The organism is Peribacillus sp. P4_C12, from assembly GCF_056402095.1.
The window spans coordinates 1-15,542 of the sequence record NZ_JBFUIB010000068.1; the positions used below are offsets into that span (position 1 = coordinate 1).

Consider the following 15,542-nt stretch of genomic DNA (forward strand, 5'->3'; position numbering starts at 1 on the left):
GGATGTATTAATCAATAGCATTGGGGTCCCAATTAATGTGGATGGCGAGAAATATGCCTTGTTTGTACGGCCGAATATAGAACTGCAGTTTGGAGAGTTCCGCTTTTACCTTTCTGTTTTGCTCGTACTTACACTCCTACTCAGTTTTTTATTTGTGATTATTAACACGCGTTTCATTGTTAAGCCAATTACGAAATTAACAGAAGCCACAAAGAGAATCGCTGATGGGAATTATAGTAGTAAGTTGAATGTTACCCGCAGTGATGAAATTGGGGATTTGGCTAAACATTTTACGAAAATGACTCAAAGCATACAGCGGTTAGATGATATGAGACAGGAATTCGTTTCAAATGTTTCTCATGAAATTCAATCTCCACTCGCATCAATACAAGGTTTTTCTCAAACCCTTCAATCGGAGGAATTAACAAAGGAACAAAGAAATGAGTACTTGTCTATTATTGAAAAAGAGAGCCGGCGCATGTCCTTGTTGAGTAAACAGCTCCTAATGCTTGCTTCCTTAGATAAAGAGGATGACGCGCTGCAACGGTCTAGTTTTGATTTAGCACAACAAATAAGGCAAGTGATGTTTATGCTGGAATGGAATTGGCGGGAAAAAGATATGGTGATTGAAATGGATTTACCATCAACCGTCGTTTCTGCAGATGAGAAACTTTTAAATCAAGTATGGACGAATTTGATAACCAACAGCATTAAATACTCCGAAAGCGGCAGTTCGATCGTTATTCGACTCAAAAAAATGGGTAACTTTGTTGAAGTGATGATTTCAGACACGGGTATGGGAATTCCAGAAGAAGACCTCCCTTATATCCTTGATCGCTTTTATAAAGTAGATAAAGTGAGAAATCGCAGTGAAACAGGAAGTGGCTTAGGACTTTCGATAACGAAGAAGATGGTTGAACTACATGGCGGAACGATTGAGGTTCAAAGCGAACTTGGCAAAGGGACCACTTTTTATATCCGTTTGCCCCTTATGTAATCATTCGTTCATCTTCCATTCATATTGATTGATTACAATCAATTCATACCGGTTGAAGTACATCTGGATCGGTAATAAAAGGAATGGGAGATGAAATAATGTTTTTAGCAATACGTGAACTAAAGCATTCAAAGTTACGTTATCTGCTGATTGGACTGATTATGGTATTGGTCGCTTTGCTTGTCTTTATCATTTCAGGATTAGCCAATGGACTTTCTTCAGATAATGCTTCATCCATACAAAATATGAAGGCCGACTATTTCGTAATGGAGCATGACTCTAAAAATAAATTGAACCGATCGATCATATCCATGGAAAAGCTAGATGAAATCCGGGCTTCATCGGATGTTAAAGCAGCCGAAGGACTTGGGCAAATGATGATCACATTGAATAAAGTCGGCTCATCGGAGAAAACGGATGTCACGATTTTTGCGACCAATGCTAGTGGTATTTTAGCACCGAAGGTCATAGAAGGAACGAACTATGACAATAAGAAACAAGGTGAAGTAGTTGCAGATAGTTCTTTAAAAGAAGTTGGTTATAAATTAGGTGATTCACTTAAAGATGATCTATCAGGTAAGGTTTTCACCATTGTTGGTTTTACTGAAAAGCAGTCTTACAGCCATTCACCGGTAGTTTACATGAATGTTAAGGGATGGCAGGAGATTAACCCAGCATTGAAAAATCAAGGGAATGATTCAATCAGCACGATAGCCGTGCAAATGGATTCAAAGGCAGAAGAAAATGTACGTGAATCATTGCCTGAAGACCTAACACTCATTTCGAAAGATGAATCCCTTCAGAGTATACCAGGGTTCAAAGAGGAACAGGGTACATTGACGATGATGATTGCCTTTTTGTTTGTTATAGCAGCTTTTGTTTTGGCGGTGTTCTTCTATGTCATTACTTTACAAAAAACGAATCAATTTGGTGTCCTTAAGGCACTTGGAGCTAATACGAGTTTCCTTGCAAAAAGTATCGTTGGTCAGGTTATGCTACTTGCCGTGGCATGTATAGCCATTAGTGTTGCACTGACATATGGTGTCACTTTAATTATGCCAGAGGGAATGCCATTTGAATTGAGTACCAATTTGGTTATTAAATATTCCCTGTTACTTTTGGTTGTATCCGTATTGGGTTCACTGCTATCACTATATCGAGTAGCGAAGATAGATGCGATCGAAGCAATAGGGAGGGTATCATGATGGGGGATAAACTATTATTTGAAAACGTCAGTAAGATTTATGGGGAAGGCGATAATAAGGTGACAGCTCTTGATAATATTTCCCTGAATGTGAGAGCGGGGGAATTTGTTGCCATCGTGGGTCCATCTGGCTCAGGAAAAAGTACTTTTCTTTCCATAGCAGGTGCGTTACTTTCCCCAAGTAAAGGTCGCTTACTGCTGAATGATGAGGATATTACATCACTATCTCCAAAGAAATTGACTCGAGTGCGCCTTGAAAAGATCGGGTTTGTATTCCAATCGTCGAATCTTGTTCCATATCTAACAGTACGAGATCAGCTTCTGCTCATTTCTGAACTGATTGGCAAACGGGATAAAAAAACTATGAAAAAAGCGGACGAATTGCTTAGCCACCTTGGACTTGGACATCGGGCAGATCACTTGCCAGAAGCACTGTCGGGCGGAGAGCGGCAGCGTGTAGCCATCGCCCGTTCGTTGATGAATGATCCTGAAATCATTTTAGCGGATGAACCAACCGCAAGTCTTGATTCCAAAAGAGGCAGGGATGTTGTTGAAATGCTTGCTCATGAGGTGAAGTCAAGAAATAAAGCGGCCATCATGGTAACGCACGATGAAAGAATGTTAGATTTATGTGATCGAGTGGTCAATATTACAGATGGCAAGGTTTTTGGGTGAAAAAGTTAAACGTAAACACATTTTCATGATTTGAGTTATTACAATAAGCGCTGATATATTCCGATGTAACTGATAAATAGGCCGCCGCTTCTCCAAAGGAATTAGGAGAGGCGGCGGCCTGAATTTTTGGGAACCTTGTTTAGTTAAATTCAAAAACAAGATGAACTTTACTATTTGAGAAAAACTAATCCTAATGGACAGTAAGCAGCTGAATTCTAGTTGGAAACAGTAGTCGATATAAATACTTTATAGAACGGACTTAAATTATGTAAGGAAAGACGGGAAAAGGTGATCTCCTAGTATATTTTATAAACGGCTATAAGATAGAAAAAGGATACTATGCTGGTATACCTGACCGTTATCTTCGGATTAAGGTGTTAGGGTAGGGGGGCATGTTTTATTATCTTAAAAAACAAACAGTGATAGGTTGCCTTCACACCTGATTCATCTTGGTATTTTGTTTCGTATATGTTGATTAACTCTCGAAAAAAAGAAGGGCGCTGGCAGTAGATTTCTTTGTTGCTGTTAGCTGCACCAATCTTTTTAATTGAAGTGAAAAATTCACGTACTGTCTGAAAGTACTCTAGTTCAAGCTTTTCTAATTTTGTTATCTCTAATGGAAATGCTGATGAAAAAGGGATTGCTTCTTCACAAATTTGGGATAATTCTTCTAGAGCGTAAAACATTTGGCCTGGTGAACTATCAATTGAAAGTTGAAGCTTTTCTTTCGCATATTCATAGGACATATGAAGCTCCTGAAAGGTTTTAATTCCAAACGTTGAAAATATCAGGTTGCCTTCAGGCGTTAATCGTGTAAACAATTGTTCAATGGTCCCAGGAAGATTATTCAGCCATTGAAACGTTGCATTAGAAATAATTAAGTCGTAATTTTCATTAAGCGTCATTTCTTCGATATCAGCACATAAAAAAGTAACACGGTCTTCCATTGTTATTCCTTTCGCCATTTCAACCATTCCTGGTGCTAAATCAACAGCGGTAATATAAGCATTAGGAAATGTATTAACGAGTAACCTGGTTAAGTAACCAGTACCGCAGCCAATTTCAAGGATGTTAATTCTTTGTTTGCTGTTTTTTTGAGGGAGCAAATCCACTAATTGTTTCGCCATGTTTTTTTGAACATTGGCATATGTATCATATGTTTTCGCATGTTCACTGAATCGCTTACTTAACAATTGTTTATCAATCATGAATGTACTCCTTTTGAATAAATGTTTTTATAAGCTGCACACATTCCTGTGGTTTTGTGAAAAATGGAATATGACCAGCGCCTTCGATAATATGAACCTCGGCTTTCCCACCCAGATTTTCTTTAATGAAAGATGAGGCTTCGAGTGGACAAATTTTGTCTTCTCTCCCATGGATCAATAAAATGGGAGTTTCAATCTGGTCGAGCTTTACTCTAACATCTTTCTGAAGTAAATAATCCAAACCTATAAGAAGCGAAAATACGTCATCCCCATGAAACTCGCTTTGAATTGTCGTGATGAATTGATGATAAAAACCTTCTTCTTTTTCAGCTTCGGAAAACATTGCTTCATAGAAAGAAGTCAAAGTCTTCTCTTTATTGCGCTGCAGTTGTTTCTTCATGCGCTCGACCATTCGTGGATCCCAGCCAAATGAATAATTATCTCCTGTGGTAAACCGACTTGTTGCGCCAATTAGTATAAAACCTTTTATTTTTTCTCGATACGAACTTGCAAGTTCAAGTGATAATAGAGATCCTAATGACCAGCCAAGTAAAAAAACAGGACCATCAATAGAAGCGATTGTGTCTATGACTCGTTCTTCAAAGTCATTTAGTGTTTTCATATCTCTCCATTCTATGAATGAGAGGTGAAATACTTCTGACAGCGGTTTGATTAACTGTTGAAACGCATCTTTTTCCATTCCCCAGCCAGGAAGCATGACTAAATTCGGCTGTTTCATTAAATAACACCCATTTCTTTTCCAATGATCGAAACTTTTTCAACTGCCCAATCAAGATCTTTTTTATCGTGGAGAGCTGTTACAGTAAAACGGATTCTCGCCTCATTTTCAGGAACGGTCGGCGGCCTGACAGCAATAGCTGCAATTCCTTCTTTCTGCAAACGTGTGGCAAATTCCATCGCTTTTTCGTTTTCCCCGATGACGATAGGAACAATTTGTGATCGACTTCCACAAATATTAAACCCGTAATATGTGAGTTCTTCTCTAAAGTGTTCTGAATGTGTTTGGAGCAGTGAGCGGCGTTCTGGTTCTTGCTGTACAAGTTCTATCGCTGTTTTCATAGCACCGAGTATGGCCGGGGGGAGTGCAGTTGAATAAATGAATCCGCGCATGCGATTTTTTAAATAGTCGATGAGCCATTTTTTCCCGACGACATAGGCCCCGAATGAACCGAGTGCTTTACTGAATGTTCCCATTTGGATATCTATTTTATTTTGAAGATGGAGATGACCGGCATAACCTTCACCGTTTTTACCGTAGATGCCGCTTCCGTGTGCTTCATCAGTCATTAACATAGCGTTATAACGTTCTTTTAACCGAACAAGGTCTTCAAGATAAGCAAAGTCACCGTCCATGCTGAAGACCGTATCCGTCACGATTAATTTACGTGCTTCCATCGATGATTTTTTCAATAATGCTTCTAAATGATCTAAATCATTATGACGATAGCGTAGATGCTTTGCACGGCTTAAGAGAGCTCCATCGACAATGCTTGCATGATTCAATTTATCGCTATAAATAATATCGTTACGGGACAGCAGGGTGGAGATAATTCCAAGGTTCGCGTTATATCCACTGTTAATAATGAGTCCTGCTTCGGCTTTCTTCCAATTGACAAGAGCTTGTTCTGCTTGCTCGTAAAGAGGATGATTGCCAATAATTAAACGTGAAGCCGTTGCTCCTGCACCATAAGTATGTACTGCATCTACCATAGCCTTTTTCAGCCGCTCATCCCCTGCATATCCTAAATAGTTATTAGAAGCTAGATTTAGCATCCTGCACCCGTTGATCATAAGCCATGGCTGCTCGGCGAATTCCGTTGAAACGAGTTCACGTTTTTGCGATATCTCTTCTAAATAAGCCAGTTCTTTCTTAATTTTTTCTTCCCAACAAGGTAATTGTTTTTCACTGTGCATAGCCATTCTCCTTTTTATATGTTAACTAAAAATAATATAGGTTAACATATAAAACATTCTAATCATGACTCAATGAAACTGTCAAGCTTTGAAAAGGAACATGATAATAAATTGATTATCCATTAATCTAGGAGAAATCAAGGGGCGAAAAAAGACACTTATCATAAGTATGCTGTTGGTCATTTGAACCAGGTCGAGGAGCATGAAACTAACATAATAATAGGTTAATGAGAAGGAGACAGTGGCTTTGTTAAGCTAATGTATAAAAAAGCTTAGTGAAAATTAGTGTCTTTGTATGTATTAATCTTGTTCATTGAAGATAATCTAACTTCCAAGGTAGTCTTTTTGTTAAACCTTCAAATCTTTGAAGGATTAAATGGAATTCCATGTTACTATAGAGCAGTGAAATTAACCTATTTCTTTTCACATTAACCATTACATAAAGGAAGGTAATTAAATATGAAAAAGATTTCTTTAGATGTTTTCTTTATATTAATAGGAGCTTTTATTTTCGCTTTGGCAATAAATCTTTTCGTTATTCCCAATGAACTTGGTGAGGGAGGAGTCACGGGGATAACCATCATTTTGTTTTATCTTTTTGAATGGTCACCAGGGCTGTTAAGTTTGATTATTAACGCTTTCCTGCTCATTGTCGGTTATAAATATTTGTCGAAAATAACAACGGTTTATACAATCATAGCCGTTGCATTTAATTCACTTTTCCTCCATTTAACCGAAAGTTGGTCGATATCTTCAGATGAATTGGTCGTCAATGCGATATTTGGCGGTGTTTTTGCCGGTGCAGGTATTGGCATAATCATTCGAGTTGGAGGCACGACTGCCGGTACAACGATCTTAGCACGAATTACGAATAAATATTTGGGATGGAGCTTAAGCTATGGACTTCTGTTTTTCGATTTAATCGTTGCGTTCTCATCTTATTTTATTATTGGTGCAGAAGGTCTAATGCTTACTATCCTTATGCTTTATATTGGAACAAAAACGATGGAATTCATCATTGAAGGATTGAACCCGAAAAAAGCGATTACCATCATTTCAAAAGAAGCAGATCAGATTGCAAAACAAGTAACCGTTTTGATGGATAGAGGGGTGACTGTTTTTAGTGGTCATGGATACTATACAAAAGAATCCAAGGAAATCCTATATATTGTTATTAGTAAGCAAGAGGTACTCAAATTAAAGAGAATTGTACAGTCTACTGATAGAAGTGCTTTTATAGCCATACATGATGTTCGTGATGTATTTGGAGAAGGATTCTTAGATATTTCGAAGTCTTAAAACCATATTGAGGAGCCAATGTGGTTCCTTTTAATGGGGAATCTTATATAGTATTTTTGAAACATTTGATTTGGAACTAAAGAAATAATTGCAAAGAGCCTAAATAGGCTTTTTTTATTTTTCCAAAAAGAGAAAAATCTGTAAATTAAGAATAATTTGTTATATTATGTAAGTAAGAATCCAAACACCCTGAGGAGTGCAGCCATTAAATATGGAGGTGTGTCCAATATGATCCTTTTAAAAGTGGATGACAGAAAGTTTGGGAAAAGCAATATCAAGTACAGCATAGTTGATAAGGAAACGAATAAACTGATTATTAGTGGTGTGTTTGAAGAATTTGGACAAGCAAGTGATAAATATTATGAACTAAAGGATGAGTATGGTTCATCCAATGTGAAGATGGTATTGAAGTGAATAGAGGGGAGCCTTTGGGTTTCCCTATTTAAAACTTATTTAGAATAAATGTCCATTACGATAATTTTTATAATCAAATAAAGGAATAATCTTAGGTTTGTGAATCATATAATTAAGTAGACAAGGCTTATATCCTACTTGTTGTTTACAAAAAAATACAATTTAATTGTAAAGTATGGAATTTAGTGGTAATATAAAGCGCATAAATGAAAACGTTTACAGTGTTCATGTAAGGAGGTGATGTATAAAAGGTTGGATAGAATAATAATATAGTAGATTTAGAAGCGTATATTTTTTTATCATTTTATGCAAACGTTTTCTTGAATTTGCATAAGATCTTATGAAAAAGGGAGAGTTGGTAGGCATGAAACGTAAAAAATGGTACGGGGGAATCTTTTCTGTTTTATTAATTTTTAGTGTGATTTTGGCTGGATGCTCTTCTTCTACAGGTGGAGACAGTGACTCTAAAGACAAAGATAAAGTGACGCTGGATATCTTTCAATTCAAAGTAGAGTTTAAGCAGCAATTTGAGAATTTGGCAAAACAATATGAAAAAGAAAATCCAAATGTAAAAATCAAGATATCAACAGTGGGTGGTGGAAATGATTATAAATCAGCCATTACTGCAAAGTTTGCTTCAGGTGAGGAGCCAGCAGTTTTTAACATTGGCGGACCAATAGATGTTGAACAATATAAAGATAGATTATTAGATTTAAAGGATACAAAGGCTGCAGCTGCTGCGCTTGATGGTACATTGGATGGCGTGGAAGAGGACGGGCACGTTCTAGGGCTTCCATTTAACCAAGAAGGATACGGCTTGATTTATAACAAACGAATTTTTGAAGAAGCCGGAGTTAAACCTGAAGAAATTACTAGTTATTCAGCATTAGAGGCTGCGGTTAAAAAACTGGATTCACAGAAAGATAAATTGAAAATCGAGGCGGTTTTCGCTTATCCGGTTAAAGAGAAGTGGGTAACAGGAAACCACTTATCAAATGTCTTTTTAGCACCTGAATTTGATGGGAACGTATTAACTGCGAGCAAGTCACCAACCGTTAAATTTACGGATGGTGACAAGTTTAAGCAACTGGTCGATATTCAAAATAAATATTCCGTTCAGCCGACGGCAAGTCTAGATTATTCACAACAAGTGGAAGAGTTGTTCTCGCTTGAAAAGGTTGCAATCATTCAGCAAGGAAACTGGGTGTATAACACAGTGTACGATATGGATCCTGAGTTAGCCGAAAACGGTATTGGTATTATCCCGATTCCGAATGGGGATACAGCTGCGGGGATGCCAGTTGGGGTTCCAAACTATTGGGCAGTGAACAAAAAATCAGATGAAAAAGTTCAGGAAGAAGCGAAGAAATTCCTCGACTGGATGTATACATCTGATGAAGGAAAAAAAGCTGTTTTGGAGGATTTTAAATTCATTCCAGCTTATGAAGGGTATGACGTAGAAAAAATTGCCGATCCACTTTCAAAAGAAATTTATAAATATTCACAAGATGGAAAGACGACTGGCTGGGTTTTTAATGGATATCCAGTTGGTTGGAATGATGACCTAGGTGCAAGTGTCCAAAAATACGTAACTGGTAAACTAACATGGGATGAACTTGTGCAACAAAATATTGAAAATTGGGAGAAAATTCACAGTAAATAAGTATTCCGTAAAGGGGAAACAACCAATCGCCGTCGAAAGCTGTGTCGATTGGTTGTTCTTTGTTACAAGAAAGTCGTTAAAGGGAAAGTTCGGTTACTAGATATTCTTCGATTTTCGATTCCGAAATTAAAACTCATTTTCTACTAATATATCTTTCATAAGGAGGTCGGTTTCATTGAGAAATCGGGATGCCGCATATTGGCTGTTTTTGACACCTGTTCTGGCTGCACTCATTTTGGTGGTGATTGTGCCACTCATTTACGGATTTTATTATTCATTTACGAATTGGAACGGACTTGGAACTCCGGACTTTATAGGGCTTAAAAATTATATAGACTTATTTACGGATAGAGGGTTTCTGGATACATTTTGGTTCACCATTAAATTTTCAGTAGCAGCTATTGTGGTAATTAATATTATCGGCTTGAGTTTAGCGCTTATCGTGACGTCGAAAATTAAATCAAGCAATCTACTTCGGACAGTTTTCTTTATGCCAAATTTGATTGGTGGCTTGATTCTCGGTTTTATTTGGCAGTTTATTTTTATTAAAGTATTCGGCGCAATTGGTGATTTGACAGGGATTGAAGCTTTTAATGGCTGGCTGTCAACGACAGAAACCGGTTTTTGGGGATTAATCATTTTAACGTCTTGGCAAATGGCTGGCTATATCATGATCATTTATATTGCTTATTTACAAGCGGTTCCTGAAGAACTGATCGAGGCGGCTAAAATTGATGGGGCCAACAGCTTTCAACGTTTTCGCCATATTACTTTTCCGCTTGTAGCACCGGCTTTTACCGTTAGTTTGTTCTTAACGCTTTCCCACTCCTTTAAAATTTATGATCAAAACCTTTCTTTGACTAATGGAGCGCCTTATAACTCAACTGAAATGGTTGCGATGAACATTGTTAAATCCGCTTTTACCGAAAATGATATGGCATATGCGCAGGCAAAGGCCGTTATCTTCTTCGTAATTGTGGCAGCAGTTTCTCTAACACAAGTGTATATCAATAAGAAAAGGGAGGTTGAGCTGTAATGAGAAAAAAATGGAAGCTATGGCTGGTTGGATTCATCGGTTTCATCTTGGCATTATTGTGGCTCGCTCCGTTTTATTTAATGATTGTCAATGCTTTTAAAATGAAACGTGATATTTTTGCCGACACGCTGGGTTTACCTAAAACTTGGACATTCGAAAACTTTACTCAAGCTTTCGAACAATTGGATTTCCTTCGGACTTTATTTAATTCTTTATTGATATCGGGCGTCAGCGTGGTAATAATTATTATCTTTTCTGCAATGGCGGCTTATGCGCTTTCACGAAACAAAAGTAAAGTCAGTTCTTTGCTCTTCTTCGTGTTTGTGGCAGCCATGTTGATTCCATTTCAATCTGTGATGATACCGCTTGTTGCCCAATTCGGACAGCTTGGGATGTTGAACAAGGCTGGGTTGATTTTCATGTATTTAGGCTTTGGCAGCAGTCTCTCGATATTCTTGTATCACGGTACTTTAAAAGGGATTCCTACCTCGCTTGACGAAGCTGCGAAAATAGATGGAGCGAACAGGTTTCAAGTATTTTGGTATATCATTTTTCCTTTATTAAAACCTATGTCGATTACAGTTGGAATCTTAAATGTTATTTGGATTTGGAACGACTACCTGTTGCCATCCCTTGTTATTGGAGGCGCTGGCTCGGAGACAATCCCGCTTAAATTATTCTTCTTTTTCGGACAGTATACGAAACAATGGCATCTAGCCTTGGCTGGGCTTACTTTATCCATTATTCCAGTCATTATCGCGTATTTTTTTGCTCAGAGGCAAATTATCAAAGGAATTGCGGATGGTGCCGTTAAATAAGTATTTAAATATAGGGAATATTAAGCCATGTGCGGTGAACGGGAAGTGGTGTTGAATATGTCTGTTACGATAAAGGACGTTGCCAAAAAAGCGAATGTCGCTCCATCAACGGTATCGCGTGTTATCCATAACAGCCCAGCAATCAGTGAAAAGACAAAGCGTAAGGTACGTAAGGTATTAAAGGAAATGGGCTATCATATGAATGAAAATGCCCGGAATTTGGTCACGAAATCCACCAAGGCTATTGGAATCGTCATGAAAAATTCAGCCAGAGAATCGCTTTACAATCCTTTTTTTCCAGAGGTTATCCGTGGAATCGGGGATTTTTGCAATAAAGAGGGATACAGTCTTTCTCTAACGACCGGTGAAACCGAGGATGCTATTTTTGAAGACGTCGTGAAAATGGTTCAGGGTAGACGAGTGGACGGTATGATTGTTTTGTATTCGAAAAAGGATGATAAAGTGGTGCCCTATTTATTAAAGCAGGGCTTTCCATTTGTTTTGATTGGGAAACCAAGTACGAACATGAGCGGAATCACCTTCATTGATAACGATAATGTTCAAGCAGCCAGGGAATTATCGGAGTTTGTAATCAATCTTGGTCATCAGCGAATCGCTTTTTTAGGGGGGAGCCCTGAGTTTGAAGTGATTCAAGCCCGCTTAAGAGGGTTTCAACAAGCTATGGAGCAGGCCGAATTAAATGTGCCAAAGGAATATATCAAGTTGATCCCTTTAAATCGAGCAGATGGAATAAAGGCAATCAAGGAATTACTAAATCTACCGGAAGCTCCAACCGCTTTTATGGTAATGGATCTTTTATTGGGAGTACTTTTACTAGGGGTGTTGGCGGAAAAGAATTTAAAAGTACCTGAGCAAGTTAGCGTCGTCTGTTTTAATCATTCAGAGTTTATTGAATTTTTAAGTACGCCACTTACAACAGTCGATATTCATACGTATCAATTAGGCTTTGAAGCGGCAAAATGTGTGTTTGATTTAATTGCAAATCCCGAAATGATGGAAAAAAGTATCAGGATTCCAACTAAAATCATAAAGCGAGAGTCGCATTTTGTTGTTAAAAAGGAAAATAAATGAAAAGTGTAGAAATGTTTTTCCAATTAAAGCTTGATTTTTGCTAACATAAATTTACAATAAAGATTATCACTAACAATTTTTTGAAATTCATACTTTTCGAAATACCAAGTATGTTCTTATAATCGACTGAGTTTTTATTATTTCGAACGCAAACGTTTGCGTTCGAAATTAAGAGGTAGTAGTTAAACATATAGAGCAAGTTGTCGACAAATTAATGTGGAGGAGATTGTTCATGAGAGTTCTAGTATGGAATGAGTATCGCCATGAAAAAGAAAAACCTGATGTTGCTGAAATTTATCCGGATGGAATCCATGGTGCGATTGCTGGCTTTTTACAAAGCGAACAGTTCGAAGTGAAGACGGCTACACTCGAGGAAGAAGAGCATGGGTTAACTGAAGAGATACTGATGAAAACCGATGTACTTCTCTGGTGGGGACATGTCGCACATGAAGAAGTTCATGATGAAATTGTCACACGGGTTCATAAGCGGGTACTCGAAGGAATGGGTCTTATCGTCCTCCATTCTGGACATTTCTCAAAAATCTTCAAACAATTAATGGGCACGACTTGCGATTTGAAATGGCGGGTAGCGGATGAAAAGGAGCGGCTTTGGGTTGTTGATTCAAGTCACCCAATCGTTGAGGGAATCGGAGAATATATAGAACTTGAAAAGGAAGAGATGTACGGGGAACATTTTGATATCCCTACGCCGGACCAACTATTATTTATCAGCTGGTTTGAAGGTGGGGAGGTCTTCAGAAGCGGTTGTACGTATCAGCGTGGTAAAGGTAAGATTTTTTATTTCCGGCCAGGTCATGAAACATATCCGACATACCATAATCCGCAAATACAACGGGTGATTAAGAATGCCGTTGAGTGGGTCAAGCCGGAAGTTAACAATAAATCGGTATATGGAAAAGCCGAACCGTTGGAAACTATCTCAATAAAGAGATGAAGTGAAGGAGAGAGTAGAATGGGCAGAGTGAAAGTAGGCGTCATTGGATGCGGCAGTATTGCAAAAAACAGGCATTTTCCAGAATACGAAGCGATCCAGGAAACAGAGATAATTGCCGTTTGTGATATTGTGCAAGACCGGGCGAATACAGCAGCACAAAGGTATAACGCACAAGCATATACTGATTATATAGAACTTTTGAAGAATGAGGAGATTGAGGCTGTCAGTGTATGTACCCCTAATTACTTGCACGCCCGAATCACAATTGCTGCCTTGGAAGCAGGTAAGCATGTTCTTTGTGAAAAACCAATGGCAACTTCTTTAAATGACGCAGAAAAAATGAATGAAGCAGCTTCAAAAAGCGGCAAAATATTAATGATTGGTCATAATCAGCGTTTTGTCCCCTCTCATCAAAAAGCGAAACAGCTTATTGATAGTGGTGAGATAGGGAGGGTCTACAGCTTCCGAACGGCTTTTGGACATTCTGGACCAGAGAATTGGGCCGTGGACGGACGGGACAGTTGGTTTTTTAAAAAAGATCAGGCAGTTATCGGTGCTATGGGCGATTTAGGCGTTCATAAAGCTGATTTATTGCGTTATATCCTGGGAGAGGAATTTGTTGAAGTAGGAGCATTTGTAGAAACGACTGCCAAGAAAAATACAGATGTTGATGACAGTGCTGCCTGTATTCTGCGAACGGAGAGCGGAATTATTGGTACTCTCACAGCCAGCTGGTCGTATGCGAAAGAAGACAATGCGACGGTCATTTATGCGGAAAAAGCCGTATTACGTCTTGAAGACGATCCTAAATACTCACTGATTATTCATCATGATAATGGTAAGACGGAAACCATTGAATTAGGTAGCATCCAGACAAATGACTCTGAAGGACAGCATGATTCTGAAGTAATCAGCCACTTTGTAAAATGTGTGGTAAACAATGAGGTGCCTCTCATCTCAGGAGTTGAAGGATTAAAATCATTAAAAGTTATTCTTGGCGCGATGGAATCGAATGCATCCAGAAAAATCATCCGCTTATAAAGGGGTTAATAGTCATCATGTACAAATTAAAAATGGGAATAATCGGTGCTGGTGGAATTGCTCAACAAAGGCATATCCCAGCTTTTCAAAAATTTCAAGACAAGGTAGTTTTATACGCAATTCAGGATATAGATGAACTGAAGGCGAGAGATGTGGCACGTGAATATCATATCGAAAAGGTCTTTACCAATTATGAAGAAATGTTCGCGGAAGTGGATGCAGTTACGATTGCCACGCCAAACAAGTTTCATGCGGAAATTTCTATCGCCGCGCTGCAGGCAGGTGTACATGTGTTGTGCGAAAAGCCTATGGCGATTACAACCGAGGAATGTAAAGCAATAACCGAGGCTGCAAACTTATCGGGGAAAGTACTATCTATTGCTTACCATTACCGCTTTATGAAGGAAGCTCAGGCTGCGAAGAAAATGATCCAGGCCGGTGAAATTGGTGAGCCGTATGTAGCGCGTGTACAGGCAATCCGACGTCGGAAAGTTCCTGGGTGGGGAGTTTTTACGAGTAAGGAATTGCAGGGTGGAGGAAGCGTTATTGATTACGGCTGCCATTTACTTGATTTGGCCTTATGGCTGATGGATGACCCGGAGCCGATTGAAATTGTAGGTTCGACATATAATTATGTCAGTAAGGGTGTCGATCAGGTCAATCTATGGGGTAATTTCGATGCCTCTGTATTTGAAGTAGATGATCATGCTACCGCGTATATCAAATTTGCCAACGGTGCATCTTTATTATTCGAAACATCATGGGCCGCGAATATCCGTGAAGAAGCAACAGTCTTGAGTTTATCCGGAACGCAGGGCGGACTGGATGTGTTCCCCTTAATTTTGAATCAGGCAAAGCACGGCATGCTTTTAAATAGTGAGGCGGTATGGATGCCTGGAGAGGATACACCCGATCTCCAACAGGCAGAGAATTTTATTGATAGCTGCCTCGGAATTGCCGAACCATTGGTAAAACCATCGGAAGCCATGAAAGTTTCGAAGATAATTGAAGCCATTTATCAAAGCTCAGCAAGTGGAAAGGTTATGAGTATCAATTAATGAAAAGGTGGGGTGGGGCTAGTGAAGTTAGGGATTTTTACAGTGCTATTCGCACAAAAATCATTCGAGGATATGCTTGATTATGTGGCAGCCTCCGGTTTAAAAACAGTTGAAATCGGTACAGGCGGGTATCCAGGTAATGTCCAC

The 15,542-nt window shown here is 38.7% G+C and carries 15 protein-coding genes and 1 pseudogene; 13 read left to right on the top strand and 3 right to left on the bottom strand.

Features of this window, described 5'->3' with window-relative positions:
• The 3 genes from AC1DUW_RS12015 to AC1DUW_RS12025 form a co-directional block, all read left to right on the top strand.
• A partial coding sequence (locus AC1DUW_RS12015; RefSeq protein ID WP_477642609.1) for a sensor histidine kinase occupies positions 1 to 997 on the top strand: 997 nt, incomplete at its 5' end.
• A 98-nt stretch (positions 998 to 1,095) separates the two neighbouring features.
• Complete coding sequence (locus tag AC1DUW_RS12020; RefSeq protein WP_053344270.1) at positions 1,096 to 2,202, top strand: ABC transporter permease; 1,107 nt, start codon at positions 1,096 to 1,098, stop codon at positions 2,200 to 2,202.
• Positions 2,199 to 2,876, top strand: coding sequence for an ABC transporter ATP-binding protein (locus AC1DUW_RS12025; RefSeq protein WP_053344271.1), 678 nt, complete (start codon positions 2,199 to 2,201; stop codon positions 2,874 to 2,876). The genes AC1DUW_RS12020 and AC1DUW_RS12025 overlap by 4 nt, the downstream gene beginning before the upstream one ends.
• A 377-nt stretch (positions 2,877 to 3,253) precedes the next feature.
• Here the strand turns inward: AC1DUW_RS12025 and bioC are convergent, their stop codons facing one another.
• Genes bioC through bioF form a run of 3 tightly spaced genes read right to left on the bottom strand, consistent with a single transcriptional unit; the run spans position 3,254 to position 6,019 of the window.
• Complete coding sequence (bioC, locus tag AC1DUW_RS12030) at positions 3,254 to 4,084, bottom strand: malonyl-ACP O-methyltransferase BioC (RefSeq protein ID WP_053344272.1); 831 nt, start codon at positions 4,082 to 4,084, stop codon at positions 3,254 to 3,256.
• Positions 4,077 to 4,823 (bottom strand): alpha/beta fold hydrolase, encoded by a 747-nt coding sequence (locus AC1DUW_RS12035; protein WP_053344273.1) that lies wholly within the window; start codon positions 4,821 to 4,823, stop codon positions 4,077 to 4,079. Before AC1DUW_RS12035 ends, bioC begins: the two co-directional genes overlap by 8 nt.
• Positions 4,823 to 6,019, bottom strand: coding sequence for an 8-amino-7-oxononanoate synthase (bioF, locus tag AC1DUW_RS12040; protein ID WP_053344274.1), 1,197 nt, complete (start codon positions 6,017 to 6,019; stop codon positions 4,823 to 4,825). Before bioF ends, AC1DUW_RS12035 begins: the two co-directional genes overlap by 1 nt.
• Before the next feature lie 459 nt (positions 6,020 to 6,478).
• On the opposite strand from bioF, the gene AC1DUW_RS12045 reads away from it, so the two are divergent.
• The 10 genes and pseudogenes from AC1DUW_RS12045 to AC1DUW_RS12090 all read left to right on the top strand — a co-directional run.
• Positions 6,479 to 7,318 carry a YitT family protein gene (locus AC1DUW_RS12045; RefSeq protein ID WP_053344275.1) on the top strand — a complete coding sequence of 280 codons (840 nt, stop codon included), beginning with the start codon at positions 6,479 to 6,481 and terminating at the stop codon, positions 7,316 to 7,318.
• 228 nt (positions 7,319 to 7,546) lie between these two features.
• A complete protein-coding gene (locus tag AC1DUW_RS12050; protein WP_053344276.1) occupies positions 7,547 to 7,732 on the top strand; it encodes a hypothetical protein in 186 nt (61 codons plus the stop codon).
• Positions 7,733 to 8,096: 364 nt separating this feature from the next.
• Entirely contained in the window at positions 8,097 to 9,395 is a 1,299-nt protein-coding gene (locus AC1DUW_RS12055) for an ABC transporter substrate-binding protein (RefSeq protein WP_053344277.1), read from the top strand.
• 175 nt (positions 9,396 to 9,570) lie between these two features.
• Positions 9,571 to 10,431 (top strand): carbohydrate ABC transporter permease, encoded by an 861-nt coding sequence (locus AC1DUW_RS12060; protein ID WP_053344278.1) that lies wholly within the window; start codon positions 9,571 to 9,573, stop codon positions 10,429 to 10,431.
• Positions 10,431 to 11,249 (top strand): carbohydrate ABC transporter permease, encoded by an 819-nt coding sequence (locus AC1DUW_RS12065; protein WP_053344279.1) that lies wholly within the window; start codon positions 10,431 to 10,433, stop codon positions 11,247 to 11,249. Before AC1DUW_RS12060 ends, AC1DUW_RS12065 begins: the two co-directional genes overlap by 1 nt.
• A 57-nt stretch (positions 11,250 to 11,306) precedes the next feature.
• On the top strand, positions 11,307 to 12,341 hold the full coding sequence (locus AC1DUW_RS12070) for a LacI family DNA-binding transcriptional regulator (RefSeq protein ID WP_053344280.1): 1,035 nt from the start codon (positions 11,307 to 11,309) through the stop codon (positions 12,339 to 12,341).
• A gap of 232 nt (positions 12,342 to 12,573) precedes the next feature.
• Positions 12,574 to 13,296: a ThuA domain-containing protein gene (locus tag AC1DUW_RS12075; protein WP_053344281.1), complete on the top strand. Its 723-nt coding sequence runs from the start codon at positions 12,574 to 12,576 to the stop codon at positions 13,294 to 13,296.
• An 18-nt stretch (positions 13,297 to 13,314) separates the two neighbouring features.
• Complete coding sequence (locus AC1DUW_RS12080) at positions 13,315 to 14,337, top strand: Gfo/Idh/MocA family protein (RefSeq protein ID WP_053344282.1); 1,023 nt, start codon at positions 13,315 to 13,317, stop codon at positions 14,335 to 14,337.
• A gap of 17 nt (positions 14,338 to 14,354) precedes the next feature.
• Positions 14,355 to 15,395, top strand: a complete 1,041-nt coding sequence (locus AC1DUW_RS12085; RefSeq protein ID WP_053344283.1) for a Gfo/Idh/MocA family protein — start codon at positions 14,355 to 14,357, stop codon at positions 15,393 to 15,395.
• Between the two features lie 21 nt (positions 15,396 to 15,416).
• Positions 15,417 to 15,542 (top strand): annotated as a pseudogene (locus tag AC1DUW_RS12090) (sugar phosphate isomerase/epimerase); the annotation flags it as partial.